Here is a 24,610-nt window from a genome sequence, read left to right as displayed (position 1 = left end):
CCTCGTCGGTTTGCCGCGATCAACGCGGCGCGAGCGTGCCGATCAGATCATTGACCATGTGCGCCATTTCCATGCCCGCCGCGAAATTGAACTGGTTGATGGCGATGAACACGCCAACATCGCGCGATGGCGCAAACGCCAAATAGCTGAACACGCCATTTGTGCCGCCGGCCTTCTGGATGATCAGCGGGCGGTCGCCCTCGGGCATCATGATCACCCAGCCGAGCCCCATGGCGTTCATATGGCCTGATTCATCCAGGCCGATAACCGGATTGAGGCCGTCGCGCATCAGCCAGGCCGCATGGCTGATGGCGCGGACTTCGGCGTCATCCTTTCCGAAACGGTCGAGATTCCATTGCAGATAGCGCACCATGTCATTGGCCGTGGTGTAAAGGCCCGATGCCCCCTCGCGGTTCACAATCGGTTCGCCGGGATCGATTTCGTTTCCGTTCCAGTCATAGCCGGTCATGGCGTTTTCGCCCGTGGGCCGGTCGTAACCTGTCGACGTCAGACCGATCCGGTCGAGGACCCGGGACTTGAGCAGAGCCGCATAGTCCTGCCCGCCAATGTCGGCTAGCGCCATCGCCAGCACGTCGAAGCCGACATTGGAATAGGCCATGCCGCTGCCCGGCGCGAACAGGAGGGGATTTTCGGAAAGATTGGCGGCGAAGGATTCATCGCTATATTTCTCGACGCCGTCGACGCCTGAAAGTTCGCGCGGCAAGCCGCTCGAATGGGTAGCAAGGTCGACCAGCCGGATTTCCCGGCCGTCCTTCCCGGGCAGCGCATCGACGACACCGGCATGCGGACCGACCGGCTCTGTGAGCGAAACGGCGCCATCCGCGGCAAGCGCAGCGAGGGAAAGGCCGGTAAAGGTCTTGGTCACCGACCCGACGCCGATCCTGGTGTCGCCATCCGGCTCCCGCCCGCTGCCCTTGGCGATCTCCCCGAAGCCGAAGACGGCGCTCTCGCCGCCGCGAACCGCTGCGATGACGAGGCCAGGTACGCCGGTATCGAGCTGGAAGATCTGACCCGTAAACTCGACGGCCTCATCAATTATCGGATCGCTGGCGGCCGCGGGCGTTGCCGCCAGAAGTGCGATTGCTGCAAGGGCATATCTCATTTGAGCTCCAATCTTCTGCTTTGAAAAAGTCGCGCTGTCGCAGAGGCCCCCTCCCGGACCTCCTCCTTCATCAGGCATATAAGCTTAAGCTAACACACTTCGCGAAGAAATGCCGGGAAAACCGAGCGGTACACGCCGTTTATGAAAACTCCAACACGTCTTCATATCCACGCGGGGCTGGAACAAGACGGCTGCCTTATCGCTTTAGCAGACAGACAGGCGCGGCGACCGCGTCGTAAGCTCAGGTAAAGGACAGGCACATGGCCGACACGAAAGCCCCCGTAGCACAGGTTCAGGATCACCAGCCCGGTTCGGAAGCGGAGATGCATCCGCAGCCCGACTACATGCCCCGTTACCCCGGTTCGGGCCGGCTGAAGGACAAGGTCGCCATCATAACCGGCGGCGATTCCGGCATCGGGCGGGCGACTGCGGTGCTCTACGCCCGCGAGGGCGCCAGGCTCGCGATCCACTACAAGGACGAGCACGAGGCGGAAGACGCCGAAAAGACGCTGAAAGCCGTTGAGGAGGAAGGCGGCGAGGCGTTTCTGTTCGCCGGCGACATCGGGGACGTCGCGACGTCGGAAAAGCTCGTCGACAAGACGATCGAGCGTTTCGGGAAGCTCGATGTCGTCGTCAACAATGCCGCCGAGCAGCACGTGCAGGAAGATATCGCCGATATTACGGAGGAGCAGCTCGAGCGCACATTCAGGACCAATATTTTCGGCGCCTTCCACCTGCTGAAATATGCCCGCCCGCACCTCAAATCCGGTGCATCGATCATCATCGTGACATCGGTCACGGCGTTCCGGGGCCAGCCGCTGCTGCTCGACTATTCCTCGACCAAGGGTGCCCTGCTAGCGCTGATCCGGGCGCTGTCGGGCAATCTCGCCTCCGAAAACATCCGCGTCAACGGCGTCGCCCCCGGCCCGATCTGGACACCGCTCATTCCCGCTTCCTTTCCAAAGGACAAGGTTGCGGAGTTCGGCAAGGATTCGCCGCTCGGCCGCCCCGGCCAGCCGAACGAGGTGGCGCCGAGCCTCTTGTTCCTGGCCTGCGAGGATTCCTCCTACATCACCGGCCAGGTGCTGCATCCGAATGGCGGCGACCTCGTCGGCGGCTGAGCGCGTCCCTACGACGCCGGGCCTTTCAGCCAGGCGGTCAACTGGCTTTCGAGAAGCGCGATACACTCGGCGCGTGAGCCGATGCGCGCGCATGCCCTGTAAATGGCGGCGGTCGTGACGAAGGCGGAAACGCCGGAGGCGAGCGCAGCGACATCCAGATCAGTTCTCAGCGCAAACGGTCCCCCGCCATGTTCGCGCCAATGCGACAGAAATGAAAACAACCGGTTTTCCAGCGCCTCGAGACTCGCCGAAAACGGCTCCGAGACGTTGGAAGACGTCGCGCCGGAATAATCCAGATAGATTTGCAGAACCGCGCGATCCGCGCTCAGCAGATCGACCAGCGCCATGCTTCGATCAAGGAGTTCGGCAAGCCGGGATTTGCCGTCTGCCCTTTCCAGCTCCCAGTCATCGACAATCGCCTGCAGGCGCTCCGCCACCACGTGGGATAACAGCCCGCTCTTGTCCGCGAAATGCGCGAAAAGGGAGCCCTTCGCGACGCCCGACTGACGGGCAATGGCATCCATCGAGACCGCATCGAACGGCCTTCCTTCCGTCAGTTGCCTTGCCGCTTCGAGAATGCGCGCTTTGGTCTCGTGGGTTCGCTTCTGTGGTTTTCTGCTCATGCCAATAAAATGACCGTGGTCATTTTTCTGTTGAATCGTACCGATGATAACCCCTATATAAAGTGACCACGGTCATTTTTTAGGAGTCCCCCATGAAAAATCAGTCGGCAGCGCCTGCGCATAAACGCATTGTCATCCTCAACGGCCACCCGGCTCGTCAAAGTCTCTCGAGCATGATTGCCCATCGCTATGAGATGAGCGCCCGTCAGTCCGGCCACCACGTTGAACGCTTCGATCTCGCGGCGATGCAGTTCAACAGCGATTTCGGCCAGTCGAGCTACAGGAACGCCCCCAAGCTGGAGCCGGATCTCGAACGCTTCTGGCAGGCCCTTGCGCAGTCCGATCATTTCGTCGTCGCGCATCCATTGTGGTGGGGCGGGATGCCCGCAAAGCTGAAAGGTCTGTTCGATCGCGTGCTGCTGCCCGGCAAGGCGTTCGCGCCGAAAAAGGGGGCGAGCCTGCCGGAAAAGCTGCTGAAGGGCAAAAGCGCCCGCGTCTTCATCACATCGGATACGCCGTCCTGGTACCTTCGCCTGTTCCTCGGCGCCGGCATCGTCAAACAGGTGAAACGTCAGATTCTGGGCTATGTCGGCTTCGCGCCCGTGCATGTGACGAACCTCGCCGTCGTGCGAAGCGCCAGCCCGAAGCAACGCGAACGATGGCTCGACAGGGTGGGCGCTCTGGCGGGCAAGGCCCGATAGGCTTCACGGAGAAAGATGCAGCACCAGCTCGCGACGATGGGGGCGGTCGCGGTGTTCGAACAGGTAGATGCCCTGCCACGTGCCAAGCGCCAGCCGCCCGTCGAAAACCGGGATGGAAACCGAAACCTGCGTCAGCGCCGATTTGATATGGGCCGGCATATCGTCCGGGCCTTCAAGGCGGTGGACGAGATAGTCCATCGACGGATCATCGGCCGGCGGCGCGATCCGCGAGAAATAGGCCTTCAGGTCGCGTTTGACATCGGGGTCGGCGTTTTCCTGGATCAGCAGCGAGCACGAGGTATGCCGAACGAACACCGTCAGCAGAGCTTCGTTCATCGCCTCGTTGCGCACAAAGCGTTCGGCCTCTTCGGTGAACTCGTAGAGGCCCTGGCCGCTTGTCTCGATGGTCAGGCTGGTCTGGGGCATGATTTCCTCCGCGTTTTCGCAACGGGCGGGCCGCGTCGAAATCCCCGGCCCTGAGGCCGGGGATCAATCGCAATATTGCGCCTCAAAGCGCCTTTTCAAGCTCCGGCAGAACCGTGAACAGATCGCCGACAATGCCGTAATCGGCAACCTGGAAGATCGGCGCTTCCTCGTCCTTGTTGATCGCGACGATCACCTTCGAATCCTTCATGCCGGCCAGATGCTGGATCGCGCCGGAAATGCCGCAGGCGATGTAGAGATCGGGGGCGACCACCTTGCCGGTCTGGCCGACCTGCCAGTCGTTCGGCGCAAAACCGGCATCGACGGCGGCGCGCGAGGCGCCGACGGCCGCACCCAGCTTGTCGGCGACCGGCAGGATCACCTCCTGGAATTTTTCCGAGGAGCCAAGCGCGCGACCACCGGAAATGATGATCTTCGCGGACGTCAGCTCCGGCCGTTCGGAGGCCGAGATCGCATTTTCGACGAAGCTCGACAGACCCGGATCGGCGGCGGCAGACGCCGTCTCGACCGGCGCGGAGCCCGTCATTTCGGCGGCGGAGAAGCTTGCCGTGCGCACCGTGATCACCTTCTTGGCGTCATGCGACTTCACCGTTTCAATGGCGTTGCCGGCATAGGTCGGGCGCTTGAACGTGTCGGGGGCGATGACCTCGATGATCTCGGAAACCTGCATCACGTCGAGAAGCGCCGCCACGCGCGGCATCACATTCTTGCCGATCGCGGTCGCGGCCGCGATGATCACGTCATAGCCGCCGGCGAGATCAAGGATCGTGGCCGCAAGCGGCTCGGCGAGAGCCTCGGCCAGCGCGTCGCTTTCGGCGATAAGCACCTTGGAGACGCCGGCGATCTTCGCCGCATCTTCAGCGGCGGCAGCACAGCCCTTGCCCGCCACCAGCACGTGAATGTCGCCGCCGATCGCGGCAGCGGCGGTGGCGGCTTTCGCGGTCTGTTCGGAAACGGCATTGCCGTCATGTTCGGCGAGAAGAAGTATGGTCATGTTCAAGGCTCCCCTTACAATACGCCGGCTTCGTTTTTCAGCTTGTCCACCAGTTCGGCGGCGGACGCGACCTTGATCCCGGCCTTGCGCGCGGCGGGCTCCTCGGTCTTCAGCACTTCCAGCCGGCGGGCGCAATCGACGCCGTAATCGGCGGGCGTCTTCTTGTCGAGCGGCTTCTTCTTGGCCTTCATGATGTTCGGCAGCGAGGCATAGCGCGGTTCGTTGAGGCGCAGGTCCGTCGTGACGATCGCCGGCAGCTTGACCGAAATCGTCTGCAAACCGCCGTCGATTTCGCGGGTCACTTTCGCATCGCCCTCGCCGAGTTCCAGCTTGGAGGCGAAGGTTGCCTGGCTCCAGCCGAGCAGCGCGGCCAGCATCTGGCCGGTCTGGTTGCTGTCGTCATCGATCGCCTGCTTGCCGAGGATGATGAGCTGCGGCGCTTCTTCCTCGGCCACCTTCTTCAGCAGCTTGGCGACCGCCAGCGGCTCGACGGTCTCGTCGGTGGCGATCAGGATCGCGCGGTCGGCGCCCATGGCAAGCGCGGTGCGCAGCGTCTCTTCCGCCTTGGCCGGACCGATCGAGACGGCGACGACTTCTTCCGCCTTGCCGGCTTCCTTCAGACGCAAGGCCTCTTCCACCGCGATTTCATCGAAGGGATTCATCGACATCTTGACGTTGGCGAGCTCGACGCCGGTGCCATCGGGCTTGACGCGGATCTTGACGTTGTAATCGACAACCCGCTTGACCGGGACCAGAATTTTCATGTTCAACCTCCAAACTCACGGCCGTTACCGGCCGAACGCGCAAAATCTTATCTCCGGAACCACCGCCGGCCTCATGCAGGGGACCATGCTGCCATTCAGGCATGATCGCTTGCCAATCGGCGACATGGATAGTTTGTTTTCCCGTCTTTCGCAAAAAAACTTCGCCGCAATTTGACCTCGGCCGCGCAATCAGCGGTTCTTTCCCGGCACCCACAACACATCGCGCTCTCCCTGGCCATTGGCATGGCGGCCAGCGACGAACAGCAGATCGGAAAGTCGGTTGATATATTGAAGCGCCGGCTTCGAGACGGCTTCCGTCTCGGCAAGTCCGGTCATCGCTCGCTCCGCGCGCCGGCAGACCGTGCGCGCCATGTGCAGATGCGCCGCAAGCGCGCTGCCCCCCGGCAGGATGAACGAGGTCAGCGGCGAAAGCGCATCGTTCAGCCGGTCGATCTCGGCCTCAAGCCACGCCACCTGGGCATCGACGATCCTGAGCGGCTCATAGCCAAGCGCTTCGCCTGTCTCCGGCGTTGCCAGATCGGCGCCGAGATCGAACAGGTCGTTCTGGATGCGGGCAAGCGCCGCGTCATAATCGCCGGCCTCCTGCAGCCGGGCAAGGCCGATCGCGGCGTTGGTCTCGTCAACATCGCCGATCGCCGCCATCCGGACATCCGCCTTCTTGCGGCGCGGCCCGCTTGCAAGTCCGGTGGTGCCGTCATCGCCGGTACGGGTGTAGATCTTGTTGAGTTTGACCATGATTGTGTCGCAGTTCTTTCAGTCAGCCGCTATTGAGCGAACCCGGTTGCAAAAGGCAAGACCATACAACGTATTTTCAGCCTGCCGGCGAAATCAATGACCGGATTGCATCAACCAGAGCGTGATCATGATCAGGATGATGGCAAGCGCCTGGAACGCGACGCGGGCCTGCATCATCTTGTTGGAATGCTGCGGACTGCCGCCGAGCATCATGTTGATGAGCCCGCGCGCCAGAAAGAACACCACCAGCAGCATCACGATGACAGTGGCGAAAACGAATACCGTGGACATTTTCTCTCCCGGAGCGTGGCCGCCTCACATCAAGGCGCTCGCCCGCTCCATCTCTTTGTCTTGCCGCATTCCGATGCTGACAGCGGAATGCTTCGGAAATCGGCGCCATCAGACGACAAAACAGCCGCGCTTGCAAGGCCCGGCTCAGTGCGCCTCGAACGCATCGCTGAGCAGGCGCGCGGCATCCGCACTGAAGGCAACCAGAAAGACCATCTCGATTTCCGGCAGGTCTTGAAGCCCGCTGGAAACCGTCTCGACAGCAATACGCGCGGCGCGGTCAGCCGGAAAGCCGTAGACGCCGGTGGAAATCGCCGGAAAAGCGATCGTCCGGCAGGCATGCGCGGCGGCCAGTTCCAGCGAATTCCGGTAGCAAAGCCGCAGCTTTTCAGCCTCGCCATCACCGCCGCCGCGCCAGACGGGGCCGACCGTGTGGATCACGTAACGGGCCCTCAGATCGTAACCTCCGGTGATCTTGGCTTCGCCCGTTGCGCACCCGCCGAGCGTCCGGCATTCATCCAGGAGCCCTGGCCCTGCCGCGCGGTGGATCGCGCCATCCACCCCGCCGCCGCCGAGCAGCGAAGAATTGGCGGCGTTGACGATCGCATCGACGTCGTAAGCCGTGATATCGCCCTGTTCTACGGTGATCCTTCCCATATCGTCCTGCCTCAGCTCAACCGTCCCATCAACCGATAGAACCAGTCGGAGGGCATGATGCGCTTCAGGATCATGCCCTGCTTCGCCGGCGTGGTGACGGGATAATGCGGGCGCGGCCTTTTGGCCGTCAGCGCCTTAAGCAAAACGGCATGGACGGCATCCGGTTCCAGCCGGCTCTTGTTCTCGGGCCCGGTTCCATTCAGGCGAGCAAGCTGTTTCCTGTACTCCGCCGCGTGATGCGAGCCCTCGAGATCGATATTCTCGTGGATATGCTTCAGCGCATTGGCGGTGAAGCGCGAGGCGATCGGCCCCGGCTCGATCAGGCTCACGAAAATGCCAGTGCCCTCCAGCTCCATGCGCAAGGTCAGCGACATCGCCTCCAGCGCATATTTCGAGGCCGAATACGGGCCGCGATAGCGATAGGGCAACAGACCGAGAATGGAGGAGCACTGCACGATGCGGCCATGACCCTGAGCCCGCATGAACGGGAGGACCTGCCGCGTCAGCTCGTGCCAGCCGAAGAAATTGGCCTCGAACTGGGCGCGCAGCACGTCGGTCGAGACATCCTCCACCGCCCCCGGCTGGCCATAGGCGCCATTATTGAACAGCGCATCGATGCGCCCGCCGGTGCGCTCCGCCACCGCCTCCACAAGGGCGGTGATCGAGGCCTGATCGGTATAATCGAGATAAAGGGCCTCGAGGCCATCGGCTTCAAGGGCGGCGATATCCTCCGGCTTGCGCGCCGTGGCGAACACCCGCCAGCCATCCTTTGCCAGCGCGCGGGCGCACCAGGCGCCGATGCCGCTGGAACAGCCGGTGACGATAATCGTGGATTGCTCGGCCAATGAGATACTCCGGTACACGAACGCGTTGTCTTTCCTATATAAGGAACGCGAGCCGACCGCGAAACGCCTTTGGAGCAAGAATGAGAAAGCCGATCCGCACGACCTTCAAGGTGGCCTATGACGCGCTCTACCACTTCAGCGAGGACGACGGCTGGGCGATGGCGAGCCATGTGGCGCTCTCGACATTGCTTGCATTGTTTCCCTTCCTGATCTTCGGCACCACGCTGGCGGGCTTTCTCGGCGCCGACCAGTTCGCCGATATCGCGATCAACACCATTGTCGGCGCCTGGCCGAAGGAGATCGCCGAGCCCGTTTCCAACCAGATCCGCCAGGTGTTGACCGTGCCGCGCGGCGGGCTGCTGACGGTATCGGTGCTGGCCGCCGCCTATTTCGCCTCCAACGGCGTGGAAGCCGTCAGGCTTTCGCTGAACCGCGCCTATCGCGTGGAGGAAACCCGGACATGGTGGTGGCTCAGGATCAAGAGCCTTGGTTTCGTGCTTCTGGCCTCGATCATCTTCGCCTTCCTCAGCATCATGTTCGTGGTGGTGCCGCTGGCGCTGCACTTCGCCGAGCGCTGGTTCCCCTGGCTTGAGACCGGGCTGACGGCGCTTGCCAATGCCCGCCTCGTCGGCACATTCCTGCTGCTGATGTTCGGTCTGGTGATTGCCCACCTGTTTCTGGCCGCCGGCCGTCGCCGGCTTGTCGATGTGCTTCCCGGCATCATCCTGACGCTGGTGTTCTGGGCGATCTTCGCATCCGGCTTCGCCTATTATCTCGGCACCTTCGCGCAATACAGCGCCACCTATGCCGGGCTTGCGACGCCGATGATCCTGCTGGTGTTTCTCTATTCGATCGGCGTGATCCTGCTTCTGGGCGCGGAGGTGAACGCCGCTCTCTTGAAATACAAGGTGATCAAGCACGCGCCATGGAGCCGCCACCGCTCGCGCCGGGCCAAGCATTCAGATCCCGAGAAGGACGCGAATATCAGCCACTGAGCGCCCTTCCGCGCGCAACTGCCTGAGCGCGGTATCGCCGTTCGATTTGGAAAGCTTGCGCCCGTCGGGGCCCAGAATCAGTCGGTGGTGGTGATAGACCGGCGCGGGAAGCCCCAGAAGTTCCTGCAGCAGGCGGTGGATCGCGGTGGCGTGATAGAGATCGAGACCGCGCACCACATGGGTGATGCCCTGCGCCGCATCATCGGTAACCACCGAGAGATGATAGCTCGACGGCGCATCCGAGCGCGACAGCACCACATCGCCCCAAGCCGCGGGATCAGCCGGGATATCGACGATCCCGCCATCCCTCTCCTCGCGCCAGCAGAGCGGCTTGCCGATGCGGGCGACCGCCGCCTCCATGTCGAGCCGCCAGGCATGGCGCCTGCCGGCGGCGAGCAGCGCCTGGCGCTCTTCCTCACTGCGCAGCCGGTCGACGGCCGGATAGAGCGGCGCACCGTCGGGATCGCGCGGCCAGTCGCTTCCGTCCGCCTCATAGGCCTCGACCTGCCGGCGCACCTCGCCGCGGGTCATGAAAGCCGGATAGGCAAGGCCCGCGACAATCAGCCGGTCGAGCATGGCCTGATAATCGGCAAAATGCTCCGACTGGCGAAAGGTCGGGGCCTCGAAGGCGATGCCGAGCCAATCGAGGTCCTCGATCAGCGCCGCCTCGAGCTCGGGCGTGGCGCGGGTCTGATCGATATCCTCAATCCTGAGGAGCAGCCTGCCGCCCGCAGCCTCTGCCCTCCGCTGATTTTCAAAGGCAGACAGAGCGTGGCCGAGATGCAGGTAGCCGTTCGGGCTCGGCGCAAAGCGGAAAACGGGTCGATCCTGATCTGGTTTCATGCGATGAACTATCCGGTTTTTCAACAAAAGGGGTAAGGCGGATGGAGCGGCTGCGCAATGGCGACGATCTTGACAAGGCGCGCGCGGCTCTTTGCGAAAACGCTCCCCTGCTTGCCGAACTGGCCAAAACCCTCCCCGAAATCCCGCTCCGCCTGCTGCCCTCGGGCTTTGCCGGGCTTGCGGAAGTGGTGGCAGGCCAAATGATCTCCAAACAGGCGGCCGCCGCGATCTTCGCAAGGCTTCGCGCCGCCTGCGACCCGCTGACGGCCGAGACCTACCTGGCGCTTTCGCCCGAGGCCCATGCCGGCATCGGCCTGACGCGCGCCAAGCAGGCGACGCTCGGCGGCATCGCAACGGCGATTGCCGGCGGCAAACTCGATCTTGCGGCGATTGACGCCCTGCCGGCCGACGAGGCGATGGCGCTTCTGACGGCCTATCGCGGCATCGGCCTCTGGACGGCGGAAGTCTATCTGATGTTCTGCGCCGGCCATGTCGACATCTTCCCGGCCGGCGATCTGGCGCTGCGCATTGCCGCGGCCGACGCGCTCGGCCTCGACGAACGGCCCGATGCGGCGACGCTGCGCGCGCTTGCGCGGGGGTGGGAACCCTATCGTTCCGTGGCCGCCCGGATTCTCTGGGCGCATTACGCGCAGATGACAAAAAGAGACGTCCTGCCGGTGGGATAAGGCTTCTGCGGTATTTTGCAGTCGAAACACAAGAGGCGATTAATCAGGCTTCACAATACTGTAACAACGAGCCTAATATACAGGAGACAGATGCCGAATCGATCAGGAGAGCAACTTGACGATTGCAGTCTCGCCTCAGGCCTTGCCGGCGCTCGTTCTGAATGCCGACTACAGGCCGCTGAGTTATTACCCCTTGTCGCTCTGGTCCTGGCAGGACGCGATCAAGGCCGTATTCCTCGACCGTGTCAACATCATCGCCGAGTATGATCAGGCCGTGTCCTCGCCCAGCTTCTCCATGCGGTTGCCGAGCGTCGTCTGCCTGAAAACCTATATCAAACCCTCGCGCCACCCGGCCTTCACCCGCTTCAACGTGTTCCTGCGCGACCGCTTCCAGTGCCAGTATTGCGGAAGCCGCGAGGAACTGACCTTCGACCACGTGATCCCGCGCTGTCGCGGCGGCGAGACCACGTGGGAAAACGTTGTCGCGGCCTGCTCGCCCTGCAATCTGAAAAAGGGATCAAGGCTGCCGAAACAGGCCGGCATGATCCCTTATCACAAACCCTTCCAGCCCACGGTGCAGGACCTGCACAATAACGGCCGCCAGTTTCCCCCGAACTATCTGCATGAAAGCTGGCTGGACTATCTCTACTGGGACAGCGAACTGGAACCGTGACAAGGCGCCTTGCGCTCCGGTGTATCCGGATTCAGAGGCCTCCAGCCATATTCTGACTCGCCGGAGGATCAGATTCGGCTGCGCTCAGCGTTTCGTCAAAGCCGAAACCGAAAAGCTGCATCGAGAGCACAGCAATCACGAGCAGCAATGCCGCCCAAAACGGAATGCGATTGTAGAACGGCGTGGGCCTAAAGCAATAGGAGCAGGTTTTTGTTCCAAACCGTAGCGGGTGGTGGCAGGAACAGTTGAAGAGTCTGAGATTTTTCACAGTCAGTCCAATTCTTGTGGTGTTTACCGAGTCGGTCTGAGCCGACTTCCCTCGCTCCCGGTTTTGGCATTTCACGTAACTGGCGGTTGCCACAAAAACAATATCGATTTCGTCGTGACACCCAAGATGTAAACGTTCACCCCAAATTGTTTATCCGAAGTGAACGAATTCTGGGCGGTCAAAGTTCCCCGTTTAACGGGAAGTTCCGATGAAATACCGCCCCCGCGATCAAAAGAGAGGCTAGAAAAGTCGCAACGACTCCATGATAGCGCTATCAACAATTCCAGTCCGCTTCTCGATGGTTCATTTCTATCTACGTAAAAGTCCCCAGTCAATCTCTAGATGCAACATTATATTTCGCTCCCATGGCGCGCATCACAACGTCCCGGACAACACTCGGCGAAACGAATGGCGGGTTGAAGGTCGCTGACAGAGTCCCTTTTCTGCCTCCTCCGTCATGCAGACCCTGAGCCGACGCACAGAGCGTCCTATGGTGAAGTTTACAAACAGTCTGTCCCAACGACTTGCGCTTGCTGGTTTCGGAACGAAGATCGGTATGAATGCAGAAAACGAGGCGGCCGCCTGATGGGCCCGAGATTTGTCAACAAAACAAAACCCGCCGAACGGGCCGGCGGGTTCTGCAATGCATCCTGAAATCGTCCGGGGCCGCCGCGCGGCGGCCCCGGCTGGGATTACATGAATTCCGGATAGGCTTCGACGCCGACCTCGGACTTGTCGAGACCCATCTCTTCTTCCTCCGGCGAGACACGGATGCCCATGATAGCCTTGAGGATGAACCAGATGACGAACGACGCGATGAAGGTGAAGGCGCCGATGGCGACGATACCGACGATCTGGGTGCCGAACGACGTGCCGTCATTGGTCAGCGGGACGATGAAGGTGCCCCAGATACCGGCAACAAGATGGACCGGGATGGCGCCGACGACATCGTCGATCTTCAGCTTGTCGAGCAGCGGCACGACGACGATGACGATCACGCCGCCGATGCCGCCGATGAACAGAGCCGCCGGAACGGACGGGGTCAGCGGTTCGGCCGTGATCGAGACCAGACCGGCAAGCGCGCCGTTCAGGACCATGGTGACGTCGACCTTCTTGTAGACGATCTGCAGCAGGATCATCGTGACAACCGCGCCGGCCGCAGCGGCCAGGTTGGTGTTGACGAAGATCTTGGAGACATCGCCTGCATCCGCGATCGAGCCGATGGCAAGCTGCGAAGCGCCGTTGAAGCCGAACCAGCCGAGCCACAGGATGAAGGTACCGAGAACGGCGAGCGGGATGTTGGAACCCGGCATCGGATGAACCGAACCGTCAGCGGCATATTTGCCCGTACGTGCTCCGAGAACAAGCGCGCCGGCAAGAGCGGCCCAGCCGCCGACCGAGTGAACCAGCGTCGAACCGGCGAAGTCGGAGAAGCCCATTTCAGAGAGCCAGCCGCCGCCCCACTGCCACGAACCGGTGATCGGGTAGAGAATACCGGTCAGGATGACGGTGAAGATGATGAACGGCCAGAACTTGATGCGCTCTGCAACCGTACCGGACACGATCGAGGCCGTGGTGGCGCAGAACACCATCTGGAAGAACCAGTCGGAGGCCACGGAATAGCCGGCCGCGCCGTCATCCATGCCGGGGCCCGGGAAGACGTAAGGGCCGAACGAACCCATGAAGCCGCCGTCAACGCCGGTATACATGAGGTTGTAGCCGGTGAACCAGAACATGATGCCGCCGACGGAATAGAGGGCGATGTTCTTCAGGCCCTGCATCGAGGCGTTCTTCTTGCGCACCAGACCCATTTCCAGCATGGCGAAGCCCGCGGCCATCCACATGACCAGGAAGCCGCCGATGAGGAACAGCAAGGTGTTGAAGATCACGACCGTATCAGCGGCGGGCGCGCCCGAGGCCACTTCAACCACGGCCTCTGCGGCCTCTTCCTGAGCGAAGGCAGGAAAGGCGGCGGTCGCTGCGGCAAGGGCAGCAAAACCCGCAATATATTTGAGTTTGGAAGACATAGACTGATTACCCCCTGCTGATTTACAGCGCTTCGGAATCGGTTTCGCCGGTGCGGATGCGCACGGCCTGTTCGATGGAATAGACAAAGATCTTGCCGTCGCCGATCTGTCCGGTCTTGGCGGAGGAGGCGATCGCCTCGACAGCCTTTTCGACAACATCGGCGGCGACCGCGACTTCGATCTTCAGCTTGGGAAGAAAGCTGACGGCATATTCGGTACCGCGATAGATCTCGGTGTGCCCCTTCTGCCGGCCGTAACCTTTCACTTCGGTCACGGTCAGGCCCTGAATGCCGACGGCGGTGAGGGCCTCACGCACCTCATCCAGCTTGAACGGCTTTATGATGGCCATCACAATTTTCATCTGGTTTCCCATCCTTTGTTACCCGCAGCTTCGAAAAGCCGGTTCTCCTTACCGCCCTCGAATAGAAATTCGTCAGCGGCCTATCGCAGACATACAAAGTCCGTGCCAGTTTGAAGCCGACGCCACAAACTATTGATATAAATGGGATATTTTCAGGACGCGACGTGCGGCGAAACGCCCGCCACAAAGTTGCGGCGATTCCGTGCGTTATTTTTGGCAATTGCCTTTTTTTTATGCAAATGCCGGAATGGAGATCAGCCGCGCCGCTTCAGGCCGTCAGCCGGAAGGTCCGGCATGCGCGCAATATGGGCATTTTACCCACTCCGGCGTCGATCGCGCCCGGTCACGGCTTGTTGTAAAACGGCCGCGCGCGATCGCGTATGCGGATCAGGCCTTCCTGGGCGACGAAGGCGACCAGCGTGCCGTCGCGGCTGAAGATGCGGCCATAGGCAAAACCACGGCTGCCGCTCGCCGAAGGGCTCTCCTGCGAATAGAGCAGCCAGTCCTCGATATCGAACGGCCGATGAAACCAGACCGCATGATCAAGGCTTGCCGCCTGGACATGGTCTGAAAAGACCGAGCTCTGATGCGGATAGAGCGTGGCGTCCAGCAGGGTCATGTCCGACATATAGGCCAGGAAGGCCGCCTGATAGTCGCGCCCGTGCGGCGAAGGGCCGTTGGCCCGGATCCAGATATTCTGCCGGCCGCCGGGCTTCTTGCGCCAGAGAAAATTTTCCAGATCGACGGGACGGATCTCGATCGGCCGCTCGCGCATCCAGTAATTGCGCACCGGCGCGGGCGCGTTCTTCGAATCATTGATGATGTCGCTCGAGGCCAGTTCCTCGGGAGACGGCACATCCGGCATGGCATCCTGATGCTGAAAGCCTTCCTCTTCCGTTTGAAACGAGGCGGTCATGATGAAAATCGGCTGGCCGTGCTGGATCGCGCGCACGCTGCGCGTTGAAAAACTCCGTCCGTCGCGCAGCCGCTCGACCTGGAAGATGATCGGCACCTCGGTATCGCCGGGACGCATGAAATAGCCGTGGAGCGAATGAACGAGATGCCCCGCCGGCGCCGTTCTTTGGGTCGCCACCAGCGACTGGGCGACGACCTGTCCGCCGAACACGCGCTGCCACGTGGTGGCAGGGCTCTGGCCGCGATAGAGGTTCTCCTCGAGCCGTTCGAGATCAAGCAGAGCGGCGAGCGCCTTGCCGCCTTGGTCATTGCCGGGCTGTGACATTTGAACGCGGTCCCTATATATCCCATGAGTAACGCAATGGCCTATAACAGCTTTGCTGAACAGGAGCGAGATATGGCGGCACGCAAGAAGGAGCGAGATATGAAGGATATTGTCATCGTCGGCGGCGGCTATGTCGGGCTCTCGGTCGCGGTCGCGGTCAAGAAGGCGGCGCCCCATCTCGAAATCGAGCTGATGGAGGCGGCGCCGGCGCATGTGTGGGAAAAGGACGAGCGCGCCTCGGCGATTATCGCCGCCGCAATCAACATGCTGAAGACGCTGGAACTGTGGAACGAGATCAAGGACCACGCCCAGCCAATCAACGAGATGATCGTCACCGATTCGGAAACCGGCGAGCCGGTCAAGCCGGTGTTCCTCACCTTCGGCGAAGGCGGCGAGACCGGCGACCCCTTTGCCTATATGATCCCCAATGTCGCGATGGTCAGGGCGCTGCGCGGGGCGGCTGACACGCTCGGCATCACGATCCGCCACGACGCCGCCGTGACCGATTTTTCGGCCGAGGGCGGACATGCGAAACTTACCCTCGCCAGCGGCGAGGAGATCGCGACGCGGCTGGTGGTTGCCTGTGACGGCGTACGCTCAAGGCTGCGCGACATGGCCGGGATCAAGACAGTCAAATTCGACTATGGCCAGTCCGGCATCGTCACCACAGTGGCCCATGAACGTCCGCATAACGGCCGGGCAGAAGAGCATTTCCTGCCGGCGGGCCCCTTCGCCATTCTGCCGCTCACCGGCAACCGCTCCTCGCTGGTCTGGACAGAGCGCACGGAAGACGCCCAGCGCCTTGTCGACAGCGACGACATGGTGTTCGAGGCCGAGCTGGAGCGCCGCTTCGGGCATCATCTCGGCAAACTCACGCTGGCCGGCGGCAGGCGCGCCTTTCCGCTGGGTCTCACGCTGTCGCGGTCGTTCATCGCGCCGCGGCTGGCGCTGGCGGGCGATGCGGCCCACGGCATCCACCCGATTTCGGGCCAGGGCCTCAATCTCGGCTTCAAGGATGTCGCGGCTTTGGCCCAGACCATCGTCGAGGCGGATCGCAACGGTCTCGATATCGGCGCGCTCGACACGCTGGAGCGTTATCAGCGCTGGCGGCGGTTCGACACGGTGCGCATGGGCATGACCACCGATGTGCTGAACCGGCTGTTTTCCAACGATATCGGCCCGCTGCGCATGGCGCGCGATTTCGGCCTCGGCGTCGTCGACCGCATGCCCCGGCTGAAACGCTACTTCATCGAGGAAGCCTCGGGCCGTTCCGCCCGGAACCTGCCGAAACTGCTGGCCGGCGAGCCGCTCTGAGCGCGCCTTCAGCCATAGTATTGATTGCACCGAGCAAAGGCGCTAACAGCGTGTCATGACTGACGTGGATGAAAATCAATTGGGCGAGGCGGCGCTTTCGGGGCTGAGGACGCTCGAGTTTGAACGCAAGGGGCTGGAAGCCCTGTCGGCGGCGCTCGGCAACGGGTTGGCGGAGCCGTTCGAAAAGGCGGTGGCGCTGCTCAGGCAGACGGCGGGCCATGTGATCGTCTCCGGCGTCGGCAAGAGCGGCCATGTCGGCACCAAGATCGCCGCCACCTTCGCCTCCACCGGCACACCGGCCTTCTTCGTGCATCCGGCGGAAGCCAATCACGGCGATATGGGCATGATCTCCCAGAAGGATGCCGTGCTGGCTTTGTCTTGGAGCGGGGAAAGCAGCGAGCTGACCGCCCTTGTCGCCTATACGCGGCGGTTTGCCATCCCGCTGATCGCGATCACCTCCGGCCGCCAATCCTCGCTGGCGCTGGCAGCCGATATCTTGCTCGACCTGCCCAAGGCGGAGGAGGCCTGTCCGCACGGTCTGGCCCCCACGACCTCCACCACCATGCAGCTCGCGCTGGGCGATGCGCTGGCGATCGCGCTTCTGGAGGCGCGCGGCTTTTCCGCTGTCGACTTCAAGATCTATCATCCTGGCGGCAAGCTCGGGGCGCTGCTCTCCCATGTCGCCGATATCATGCATGTCGGCGAGGAGGTGCCGCTGGTGCCGGCCGGCACGCCGCTGCCGGAGGCGATCATGGTACTCTCGCAGCGCCGTTTCGGCTGCGTCGGCGTGCTGACAGAAGACGGGCGGCTTGCCGGCATCATCACCGATGGCGATCTCGCCCGCAATCTTGCCCGCGACATGAGCAAGCTCGCGGTGGAAGACGTGATGACCGCGGCGCCAAAAACTGTCGGCAAGACCATGCTGGTCTCCGCCGCGATGGCGCTGTTGCAAAAGCACAATATTTCCGCGCTGATGGTGGTCGATGAGAACAACCGCCCGCTCGGCATCGTTCACTTCCACGATTTCCTGCGGATCGGCGCGGCCTGAAGCTGATTACCTTCCGCGCGCGCCCCAGAGCGCGATTGCCGCAATCACCAGACTTGCGACCACGTTCCAGCCGGCAAAGGACAGGCCGAGCACGCGCAGCGCCGCCTCGTCGCATTTCGGGCCGGTGACGCTGTTGAGATCGCCGAGCAGGTCCATGGCGTTGGTGGTCACACCTGCCATCGAGCCCGAGCAATCGGAAGGCCCGGCCCACCAGTGCCATTCGACGCCGGCGTGATAGACCCCCATCACCATGCCCCAGACCATCAGCCCGGCAATGGCGAGAAGCGCCAGCCTCGCGACAAGGCGCGGCAGGCCGAAGCGCCAGGCGAGGAGGCCGAGAATGCCGACCGGTACGCCGATATAATAGGGATTGCGCTCAAGAAGGCAGAGGTGGCAGGGGATATAGCCGCCGAGATGCTCGAAGCCGAGCGCCGTCCCGACCGTGACGGCCATGGCGAGCGTCGACAGCGTCAGGCCGATCGGAATGCGGGAGAAAGAACGCGCGGTCATGAAACCCTCATAGCGCGCGGCCCGGCCAGCGTCCATGCGCGCGAAATTGATCTAGAAAACATATTTAACCAGGTAGAACCCGCCCGCCAGAAGGATGACGAATAAGGTGAAAAGAAGACCGAGATATTTCTCGATGAAATCGCGGATCGGCGGGCCGTAGCGATTGAGCAGCCAGGCAATCAGGAAAAACCGGAACGACCGCCCGATCACACTGACCAGCAGGAAGATGCCGAAGTTGAGGCCCGTCGCACCCGAAAACAGCGTCAGCACCTTGTAGGGAAAGGGCGTGATGGCGGCAAACAGCACGCCCCAGCCGCCCCAGGTGTTGTACCATTCGGCCACCCGGTCGAACGAATCCTGCTTGCCGTAGAAATCGAGGATCGGCCGGGCGACCTGCTCGAACAGGAACATGCCGATCAGATAGCCGGCGATCGCGCCGAGGATCGAGGCAATCGTGCAGATCAGCGCGATCCGGAACCATTTTGCCGGCCGCGCGATCACCATCGGGATCAGCAGCACATCCGGTGGGATCGGAAAGAACGAGCTTTCGGCGAATGATATCCCGAAAAGAACGCGTTCGGCATTGCGGTTGGCGGCGAGCGAAAGCGTCCAGTTATAAAGTCTGCGCAGCATGGATCGTCCGGGGTTGATTTGTGTCGCCGGAGAATGCTGTCTCCGGCCCGCCATGTCCATCACTCAAGAGCCGCACGGCGCAAATTTGTGCAGGCCCGGCGCCAGAAGCGTGTTGACGCCCGGCCCGATCTCCTTATATTCCGCCATGCCTGCCTCAAGACGAGGCATAGGGCCCCTTTGGCGGAACTGGTAGACGCGCCTGACTCAAAATCAGGTTCCGAAAGGAGTGCTGGTTCGATTCCGGCAAGGGGCACCATCTTTCTCAAACATCGCCGTTCGTTGATCAGAGACGCTGCCTCTATTGGTCCGGCGCAGCGGATCACTCGCCCTTCTTTTCCGCCAGCCGAGCGCGGCGGGTGCGACGCCAGCGGGAGCGGCGCGATGTTGCCTTTCTGGTGGCGGGGTTCGGGAAGGTGATCTCGATTTTCAGACCGTCCTCGCCATATTGCCGGTCGATCGTGCCGTTCAACTCGCCGATGATGTTGGCGTCGATCAGCCGCGTGCCGAAGCCCTTGCGTTCCGGCGGCGCGACGGGTCCGGCGCCGGTTTCCGCCCAGATCAGCTTCAGCTTGCGCTCGGCGCCTGTGCCCTGAAAGCTCCACGAGACCTTCAGTCCCGCGCCGTCGCCCGACAGGCCGCCATATTTGAGCGCGTTGGTGGCCAGTTCATGGAAGGTGAGGCTGAAGGCCTGGGTCGCCTTCTCGTCGATCTCCGCATTCGGGCCGTAGACCTCGTAATGCGACTCGCCATTGCCGAACACCTGCTCCAGTTCCTTGTTCAGCAGTTCCTTCAGGTCGGCCCGCTGCCAGCGCGAACGGGTCAGCACGTCCTGCGCCGTCGACATGGCCTGCAGCCTGGCGGAATAGGATTCCACGAACTGCTCGAGATTTTCCGAATGGTGGGCCGTCTGGCGAGCGATCGCGAGCATCCGGGCGATCGAATTCTTGATCCGGTGCTTCATCTCCTGCAGCATCAGCTCGCGTTCCTGCAGGGATTTCTCGGTCACGCGCTGAACCTCGCGGGCCGCGGCCAGCGCCTTGATCTGCCACTGCGCGGCAAGGGCCAGCGCGACTGCCAGAAGCAGGGCCACGCAGCCGACGACGAAGGGCGTGATATCGAAGGCGGCCTTTTCGAATGCCGCGCTCGGCGTCATCTCCAGCACCCACGTCCTGCCGGCAATATCGACTTCGCGGGACGAGGTCAGCGCGCTGCGCTCCAAAGCGGCATCATAGGTCGCGGATTCGAACAGCGGAATTTCGGGCGTATCCTTGTCGTAGGCGTGGATGGCCACGGGCAGCGCCGGCGAGGCGTTCATCACCGCGCGATAGAGATCGCCGGCGCGAAACGGCGCGTAGATGAAGCCGGAAAGCGGCAAATTGCCGTCCGCATTGTTCTCGCCGCGGTCCATCTTGAAGGGCAAATAGAGCAGAAAGCCGGCCTGCTTGTTGTCGGTGATTTCCTGCACCAACTCCACCGGCCCGCTGGCGCGCGGCGTATCGGTGGCAAAGGCCTTGGCCATGGCGTCGCGGCGCACGGGTTCGCTGTACATGTCGTAGCCGATGGCAGCGCGATTGCGCTCATTGTCCGGCTCGATCATCACGATCGCGGCGCGATAATCCTGGTCGGTCTCGGGCCAGATCGGGTGGTCCTCGCCATAGGCGCGGCTGATCATGTCCTCGGCGCGGCCCTCGTTTCCGGCATAGACCATCCGGGCGAAGCCGATGCCCTGGATGCCGTCATAGCGCCCTTCGGTATCGAGACCGCCCACATAGGTGCGGAAGGCGGCGCGGTCGATATTGCCGTCGGTCGCCTCGAAGAACGCCTTGGTCGCCTCCAGGAGCGACATGTGCTGGTAGAAACGGTTGACGATCCGGTCGGCGGCGTCGCCCGCCACCATCTCGAACTTGGCGCGGCGCTCGACCTCGGACGCCCGATAGATCGAGAACGACATGCCGAGGCCGATAATGGCGACCACCAGAAACACCAGCGCGGGTAGGATGCGGCTGATGGTCGAAACAGTGCCGTTGTCTGCCTTGTCGAATCGCATGTTTTCTTCACAGCCCGGCCGGCACGGGCCGGCCAATTTCACTCATACGCGCCAGAAAAGTGAAACGACTTCGGTTGTTTGCGTAAATGTGCCGAAAGAAGCACGGGACCGATGAAGCATTTGTTTCATTTTACTTCTGCGCACCGGCACTCAGTGCCTGCGTTCGTACATTCCTGTTTTTGGGAGGGTTGTCAATCTTCGTCCGAAGGATGGAACACCCAGAACGGGTGAAGCGTTTATCAAACATAGAAAAAGCTAAGCTGAAAGGAGCAGGCTTATGAATTGGGACCGTATCGAAGGCAACTGGAAACAGTTCACCGGCGAAGTGCAGGCCCGCTGGGGCAAGCTGACCAATGATGACCTCGATGTCGTCGCCGGCAACCGCGAAAAGCTCGTGGGCAAGATCCAGGAACGCTACGGCAAGGAGCGCGACGAAGCCGAACGCGATGTCGACAACTGGATGAACAGTTCAAACTGATAACGCGACTGAAAAGTTTTCGGGCGGGAGCGCTGAGGCGCTCCCGCCCTTTTTTTTATGTCCGGACAGGACGACAAAAAACGGACCGCCATCAGGCGGCCCGCCTTTGGGGGAGGAAACTCTGTTGTTAGCGGCTGCGCGCGAAGTTCACGATGACCGCGACGGCGAAGAACAGCAGAAACAGAAAGAACAGAATCTGCGCAATACCTGCTGAAGCGCCGGCGATGCCGCCGAAACCAAGCGCGGCAGCGATCAGGGCTATCACCAGGAAAACAACGGCATAGTAAAGCATGGACATTCTCCTTGTGTTTGTAGAAGGAAAACGCCCAGGCGCCATTGGAGTTCCGGTTTCCAAAGAAAAAGGGCGGCCGCAGCCGCCCTCATGCTTACCGAAATTTTAAGGCTCAAGCCGCCTGTTCGTGATGTTCCTGGAAGAACAGCGCCTGGCTGATCAGCGCCTTCACCATATCGGGATTGAAGGGCTTGGTGACCAGAAAGGTCGGCTCCGGACGCTCGCCGGTCAAAAGCCGCTCCGGGAAGGCGGTGATGAAGATCACCGGCAGCGATTCGGCGGCCAGAATATCGTTGACCGCGTCGATGCCCGAGCTGCCGTCGGCGAGCTGGATATCCGCGAGCACCATGCGCGGGCGCGAGGATTTGAACAGGTCCACGGCTTCGGCGTGGGTGCGCGCGATGCCGGTGACGCGGTGGCCCAGACTTTCCACCATCTGCTCGATATCCATGGCGATCAGCGGTTCATCCTCGATGATCATGATATCGGTCGCCACCTGACGCGCGATTTCCGAGGACGCCTCGTCGATGAGGTTGGAAACGCTGTCGCTCTCGACGTCCAGAATCTGGGCCGTTTCCTCATGGGAGAAGTTTTCGAGCGAGATCAGCAGGAAGGCCTGGCGGGGCTTGGCCGGCAGCGCCATGAGGTTGGCCGCGGCGCGCTTTTCCCAGGAAAAGGGCGATTCGATTTCCTCGATTTCGATCGTTGTGGAACTGAAAAGCTGAGAGAAGAGTTTATAGAGCGAGACTTTATCGTCGCCGTCCTCCGGAAAGAGCGAAACGTCTTCAATCAGCGTTTCGAGTACGGCGGCAACATAGGCGTCGCCCGATGTCTGGGAGCCGGTAACGGCACGTGCGTAACGCCTGAGGTAGGGAAGATGGGCGGCGATACGTGTTGAAAGCGACATGTCTGGTAGTCTCCTGCCTCGATAGGTCGTTGCGGGTATCTCTTTTAGAGCATTCCTCAAGAAGCAAGAATGCGGGAGACGAAAAAAAGTTCCCGAAGAGCGGAACATTTTATTTTGGACCGCGTTTTCGGCTTGAATGGAATTGGTGGAATGGAACGAGGCGAAAACTGGTGAAGAACAATAGCGACCTTGAACAAGGTTCGAACATGCCCGGTACGGCCAAGAGCCCCGAAGAGGCGATCAGCAGACGCCTCAAGGCCCTCTACAATGCTGTCGAACAGGAGGAAATCCCGGATCGGTTTCTCGATCTTCTCGAGCGTCTGGACGCGGCCGAGGCTGCATCCACGCCCAGAAAAAAGGGGTAACCGCCGTGGCAACAGTCGAAGATACGAGTTTCAAGCGGGATATGCTGAAGACGGTGCCCAGCCTGCGCGCCTTCGCCGTCTCGCTGTGCGGGCATCAGGACCTCGCCGACGATCTGGTTCAGGATACGATCATGAAGGCCTGGGCCAAGCAGGACAGCTTTGCCGAGGGCACCAATATCAAGGCCTGGCTGTTCACCATCTTGCGCAACGAGTTCTACAGCCAGATGCGCAAGAGCGGTCGCGAAATCCAGGATTCCGACAATGTCTTCACCGAGCGGCTTTCCACCCATCCCGCGCAATATGGCGCGATGGACCTTCGGGACTTCCGCGAAGCGCTGAACAAGCTGCCGAGCGACCAGCGCGAGGCGATCATTCTGGTCGGCGCCTCGGGTTTTTCCTATGAAGAGGCAGCCGAAATCTGCCATTGCGCGATCGGCACGATCAAGAGCCGCATTGCCCGCGCCCGCGGCAAGCTGCAGGAGCTGCTGGACATTACCGGCGAAACCGAATTCGGCCCGGACGCCAATTCCGCAAGCGTTGTCAGCCGCGCATTCGTCTCGCGTCCGGGCTGAGACGCGGCCAGCGCAAACCCTATAGTGCCAAGGGCCGGTCACTGACCGGCCCTTTCAATTTTCGTAACTCTGTCGTTCGGCCTTCAACCGGCGCTTCGGACTATTTCAGCGCCGAAATCAGCGCCTTCAACTCGTTTTCCACCTTCGGACGAATATCGTCGCGTTTCAGGGCGAGCGCCACATTGGCGATGATGAAGCCTTCCTTGGAGCCGCAGTCGAAGGTCTGGCCGTCAAACTTGTAGCCGTAGAAGTCCTGTTCTTTGGCGAGCGTCAGCATGCCGTCGGTAAGCTGGATTTCGTTGCCCGCGCCGCGTTCGGTCTTGCCCAGGATCGGGAAGATTTCCGGCTGCAGGATGTAGCGGCCATTGATGAAATAATTAGACGGCGCAGTGCCCTTCTCCGGCTTCTCCACCATCTCCGTGATCTTGAAGCCGCTGCCCACCGCCTCGCCGACGCCGACGATGCCGTATTTATGCGCCTGTTCGGGATCGCACTCCTCGACGGAGACGACATTGCCGCCGGCGACTTCGTAGACATCCATCATGCCCTTGAGACACGGGGTCTCGGCATCCATCACCATGTCCGGCAGGATCAGGGCAAAGGGATCCTGGCCGACGATCTCACGCGCGCACCAGACCGCGTGGCCGAGCCCGTGCGGCTCCTGCTGGCGGGTGAAGGTGGAGGTGCCGGCGGTCGGCAGAAGGCTCGAAAGCAGGCTCAGCTCGGCATTCTTGTTGCGGGCCTTCAGCGTCGATTCCAACTCGTACTGGATATCGAAATAATCCTCGATGACGTTCTTGTTGCGGCCGGTGACGAACACGAAATGCTCGATCCCCGCCTCGATCGCCTCGTCGACCACATACTGGATGATCGGCTTGTCGACGACCGGCAACATTTCCTTCGGCACCACCTTGGTGGCGGGAAGAAACCGCGTCCCAAGCCCCGCGACCGGAAGCACTGCCTTGCGAACCTTCTTATGCTGAGCCAAGCCCCTCTCCTTTATAGACAATCATCGAAAATGAATGAACTCTGGCA

General features: G+C 61.5%; 29 protein-coding genes and 1 tRNA gene. 11 read left to right on the top strand and 19 right to left on the bottom strand.

The window, feature by feature from the left end:
- Positions 1 to 19: 19 nt before the first annotated feature.
- Positions 20 to 1,123 (bottom strand): D-alanyl-D-alanine-carboxypeptidase/endopeptidase AmpH, encoded by a 1,104-nt coding sequence (ampH, locus tag V6765_RS16430; protein WP_448430656.1) that lies wholly within the window; start codon positions 1,121 to 1,123, stop codon positions 20 to 22.
- 260 nt (positions 1,124 to 1,383) lie between these two features.
- On the opposite strand from ampH, the gene V6765_RS16425 reads away from it, so the two are divergent.
- Positions 1,384 to 2,244: an SDR family oxidoreductase gene (locus tag V6765_RS16425; RefSeq protein ID WP_448430654.1), complete on the top strand. Its 861-nt coding sequence runs from the start codon at positions 1,384 to 1,386 to the stop codon at positions 2,242 to 2,244.
- 8 nt (positions 2,245 to 2,252) lie between these two features.
- Here V6765_RS16425 and V6765_RS16420 read toward each other — a convergent pair whose 3' ends face one another.
- Positions 2,253 to 2,867, bottom strand: a complete 615-nt coding sequence (locus V6765_RS16420) for a TetR/AcrR family transcriptional regulator (protein WP_448430652.1) — start codon at positions 2,865 to 2,867, stop codon at positions 2,253 to 2,255.
- 92 nt (positions 2,868 to 2,959) lie between these two features.
- Here V6765_RS16420 and V6765_RS16415 point away from each other — a divergent pair, with 92 nt between their 5' ends.
- The gene (locus V6765_RS16415; RefSeq protein ID WP_448430650.1) at positions 2,960 to 3,568 is read left to right on the top strand and encodes an NAD(P)H-dependent oxidoreductase; all 609 of its coding nucleotides are present in this window, start codon (positions 2,960 to 2,962) and stop codon (positions 3,566 to 3,568) included.
- Between the two features lie 3 nt (positions 3,569 to 3,571).
- Here V6765_RS16415 and V6765_RS16410 read toward each other — a convergent pair whose 3' ends face one another.
- The 7 genes from V6765_RS16410 to V6765_RS16380 all read right to left on the bottom strand — a co-directional run bounded on the left by V6765_RS16410 (position 3,572) and on the right by V6765_RS16380 (position 8,316).
- Positions 3,572 to 3,994, bottom strand: a complete 423-nt coding sequence (locus V6765_RS16410; RefSeq protein WP_448430648.1) for a secondary thiamine-phosphate synthase enzyme YjbQ — start codon at positions 3,992 to 3,994, stop codon at positions 3,572 to 3,574.
- Between the two features lie 82 nt (positions 3,995 to 4,076).
- Positions 4,077 to 5,006: an electron transfer flavoprotein subunit alpha/FixB family protein gene (locus tag V6765_RS16405; RefSeq protein ID WP_448430646.1), complete on the bottom strand. Its 930-nt coding sequence runs from the start codon at positions 5,004 to 5,006 to the stop codon at positions 4,077 to 4,079.
- Between the two features lie 14 nt (positions 5,007 to 5,020).
- Positions 5,021 to 5,770: an electron transfer flavoprotein subunit beta/FixA family protein gene (locus tag V6765_RS16400; RefSeq protein ID WP_448430644.1), complete on the bottom strand. Its 750-nt coding sequence runs from the start codon at positions 5,768 to 5,770 to the stop codon at positions 5,021 to 5,023.
- Between the two features lie 189 nt (positions 5,771 to 5,959).
- The gene (locus tag V6765_RS16395) at positions 5,960 to 6,526 is read right to left on the bottom strand and encodes a cob(I)yrinic acid a,c-diamide adenosyltransferase (RefSeq protein WP_448430642.1); all 567 of its coding nucleotides are present in this window, start codon (positions 6,524 to 6,526) and stop codon (positions 5,960 to 5,962) included.
- Between the two features lie 93 nt (positions 6,527 to 6,619).
- Entirely contained in the window at positions 6,620 to 6,817 is a 198-nt protein-coding gene (locus V6765_RS16390; protein ID WP_018064827.1) for a twin transmembrane helix small protein, read from the bottom strand.
- A gap of 144 nt (positions 6,818 to 6,961) precedes the next feature.
- A complete protein-coding gene (locus tag V6765_RS16385) occupies positions 6,962 to 7,471 on the bottom strand; it encodes an O-acetyl-ADP-ribose deacetylase (protein ID WP_448430640.1) in 510 nt (169 codons plus the stop codon).
- Positions 7,472 to 7,482: 11 nt separating this feature from the next.
- Complete coding sequence (locus tag V6765_RS16380) at positions 7,483 to 8,316, bottom strand: SDR family oxidoreductase (protein ID WP_448430638.1); 834 nt, start codon at positions 8,314 to 8,316, stop codon at positions 7,483 to 7,485.
- 80 nt (positions 8,317 to 8,396) lie between these two features.
- Between V6765_RS16380 and V6765_RS16375 the strand changes: the two genes are divergently transcribed.
- On the top strand, positions 8,397 to 9,311 hold the full coding sequence (locus tag V6765_RS16375; RefSeq protein ID WP_448430636.1) for a YihY/virulence factor BrkB family protein: 915 nt from the start codon (positions 8,397 to 8,399) through the stop codon (positions 9,309 to 9,311).
- On the opposite strand, the gene gluQRS is transcribed toward V6765_RS16375, so the two are convergent.
- Positions 9,276 to 10,154, bottom strand: a complete 879-nt coding sequence (gene gluQRS / locus V6765_RS16370) for a tRNA glutamyl-Q(34) synthetase GluQRS (RefSeq protein ID WP_448430634.1) — start codon at positions 10,152 to 10,154, stop codon at positions 9,276 to 9,278. The two genes, V6765_RS16375 and gluQRS, sit on opposite strands and share 36 nt — an antisense overlap.
- 41 nt (positions 10,155 to 10,195) lie before the next feature.
- Between gluQRS and V6765_RS16365 the strand changes: the two genes are divergently transcribed.
- Complete coding sequence (locus V6765_RS16365) at positions 10,196 to 10,840, top strand: DNA-3-methyladenine glycosylase family protein (protein WP_448430632.1); 645 nt, start codon at positions 10,196 to 10,198, stop codon at positions 10,838 to 10,840.
- A gap of 115 nt (positions 10,841 to 10,955) precedes the next feature.
- Positions 10,956 to 11,513, top strand: coding sequence for an HNH endonuclease (locus V6765_RS16360; RefSeq protein ID WP_448430630.1), 558 nt, complete (start codon positions 10,956 to 10,958; stop codon positions 11,511 to 11,513).
- Between the two features lie 960 nt (positions 11,514 to 12,473).
- Here the strand turns inward: V6765_RS16360 and V6765_RS16355 are convergent.
- From V6765_RS16355 to tesB, 3 genes are all read right to left on the bottom strand, one after another.
- The gene (locus V6765_RS16355) at positions 12,474 to 13,808 is read right to left on the bottom strand and encodes an ammonium transporter (RefSeq protein WP_448430628.1); all 1,335 of its coding nucleotides are present in this window, start codon (positions 13,806 to 13,808) and stop codon (positions 12,474 to 12,476) included.
- A 22-nt stretch (positions 13,809 to 13,830) separates the two neighbouring features.
- Complete coding sequence (locus tag V6765_RS16350) at positions 13,831 to 14,181, bottom strand: P-II family nitrogen regulator (protein WP_018064835.1); 351 nt, start codon at positions 14,179 to 14,181, stop codon at positions 13,831 to 13,833.
- Between the two features lie 331 nt (positions 14,182 to 14,512).
- Positions 14,513 to 15,409, bottom strand: coding sequence for an acyl-CoA thioesterase II (tesB, locus tag V6765_RS16345; RefSeq protein ID WP_448430626.1), 897 nt, complete (start codon positions 15,407 to 15,409; stop codon positions 14,513 to 14,515).
- A gap of 99 nt (positions 15,410 to 15,508) precedes the next feature.
- On the opposite strand from tesB, the gene V6765_RS16340 reads away from it, so the two are divergent.
- Complete coding sequence (locus V6765_RS16340) at positions 15,509 to 16,723, top strand: ubiquinone biosynthesis hydroxylase (protein WP_448430624.1); 1,215 nt, start codon at positions 15,509 to 15,511, stop codon at positions 16,721 to 16,723.
- A 55-nt stretch (positions 16,724 to 16,778) separates the two neighbouring features.
- Positions 16,779 to 17,771: a KpsF/GutQ family sugar-phosphate isomerase gene (locus V6765_RS16335; protein ID WP_448430622.1), complete on the top strand. Its 993-nt coding sequence runs from the start codon at positions 16,779 to 16,781 to the stop codon at positions 17,769 to 17,771.
- Between the two features lie 6 nt (positions 17,772 to 17,777).
- On the opposite strand, the gene V6765_RS16330 is transcribed toward V6765_RS16335, so the two are convergent.
- Both V6765_RS16330 and V6765_RS16325 read right to left on the bottom strand, forming a co-directional pair.
- Positions 17,778 to 18,281, bottom strand: a complete 504-nt coding sequence (locus V6765_RS16330) for a disulfide bond formation protein B (RefSeq protein ID WP_448430620.1) — start codon at positions 18,279 to 18,281, stop codon at positions 17,778 to 17,780.
- A gap of 51 nt (positions 18,282 to 18,332) precedes the next feature.
- Entirely contained in the window at positions 18,333 to 18,914 is a 582-nt protein-coding gene (locus V6765_RS16325; protein WP_448430618.1) for a YqaA family protein, read from the bottom strand.
- 171 nt (positions 18,915 to 19,085) lie between these two features.
- On the opposite strand from V6765_RS16325, the gene V6765_RS16320 reads away from it, so the two are divergent.
- Positions 19,086 to 19,170 (top strand) — tRNA-Leu (locus tag V6765_RS16320).
- A 63-nt stretch (positions 19,171 to 19,233) separates the two neighbouring features.
- On the opposite strand, the gene V6765_RS16315 is transcribed toward V6765_RS16320, so the two are convergent.
- Complete coding sequence (locus V6765_RS16315; protein ID WP_448430616.1) at positions 19,234 to 20,961, bottom strand: CHASE domain-containing protein; 1,728 nt, start codon at positions 20,959 to 20,961, stop codon at positions 19,234 to 19,236.
- 277 nt (positions 20,962 to 21,238) lie between these two features.
- On the opposite strand from V6765_RS16315, the gene V6765_RS16310 reads away from it, so the two are divergent.
- Positions 21,239 to 21,439 (top strand): CsbD family protein, encoded by a 201-nt coding sequence (locus V6765_RS16310; protein WP_230721127.1) that lies wholly within the window; start codon positions 21,239 to 21,241, stop codon positions 21,437 to 21,439.
- Positions 21,440 to 21,566: 127 nt separating this feature from the next.
- On the opposite strand, the gene V6765_RS16305 is transcribed toward V6765_RS16310, so the two are convergent.
- Together V6765_RS16305 and V6765_RS16300 are read right to left on the bottom strand one after the other, a co-directional pair.
- The gene (locus V6765_RS16305; protein ID WP_174802119.1) at positions 21,567 to 21,731 is read right to left on the bottom strand and encodes a DUF1328 domain-containing protein; all 165 of its coding nucleotides are present in this window, start codon (positions 21,729 to 21,731) and stop codon (positions 21,567 to 21,569) included.
- 112 nt (positions 21,732 to 21,843) lie between these two features.
- On the bottom strand, positions 21,844 to 22,638 hold the full coding sequence (locus V6765_RS16300; RefSeq protein WP_230721128.1) for a response regulator: 795 nt from the start codon (positions 22,636 to 22,638) through the stop codon (positions 21,844 to 21,846).
- Positions 22,639 to 22,844: 206 nt separating this feature from the next.
- On the opposite strand from V6765_RS16300, the gene V6765_RS16295 reads away from it, so the two are divergent.
- The gene (locus V6765_RS16295) at positions 22,845 to 23,003 is read left to right on the top strand and encodes a NepR family anti-sigma factor (RefSeq protein WP_230721132.1); all 159 of its coding nucleotides are present in this window, start codon (positions 22,845 to 22,847) and stop codon (positions 23,001 to 23,003) included.
- A 5-nt stretch (positions 23,004 to 23,008) separates the two neighbouring features.
- On the top strand, positions 23,009 to 23,575 hold the full coding sequence (locus V6765_RS16290) for an RNA polymerase sigma factor (protein ID WP_330166013.1): 567 nt from the start codon (positions 23,009 to 23,011) through the stop codon (positions 23,573 to 23,575).
- Between the two features lie 100 nt (positions 23,576 to 23,675).
- Here V6765_RS16290 and galU read toward each other — a convergent pair whose 3' ends face one another.
- Positions 23,676 to 24,563 (bottom strand): UTP--glucose-1-phosphate uridylyltransferase GalU, encoded by an 888-nt coding sequence (galU, locus tag V6765_RS16285; RefSeq protein ID WP_448430612.1) that lies wholly within the window; start codon positions 24,561 to 24,563, stop codon positions 23,676 to 23,678.
- Positions 24,564 to 24,610 lie beyond the last annotated feature (47 nt).

Source organism: Martelella sp. FOR1707 (assembly GCF_053484265.1).
The sequence above is the reverse complement of the archived record's forward strand: the minus strand, read 5'-3'. Positions and strand labels throughout refer to the sequence as shown.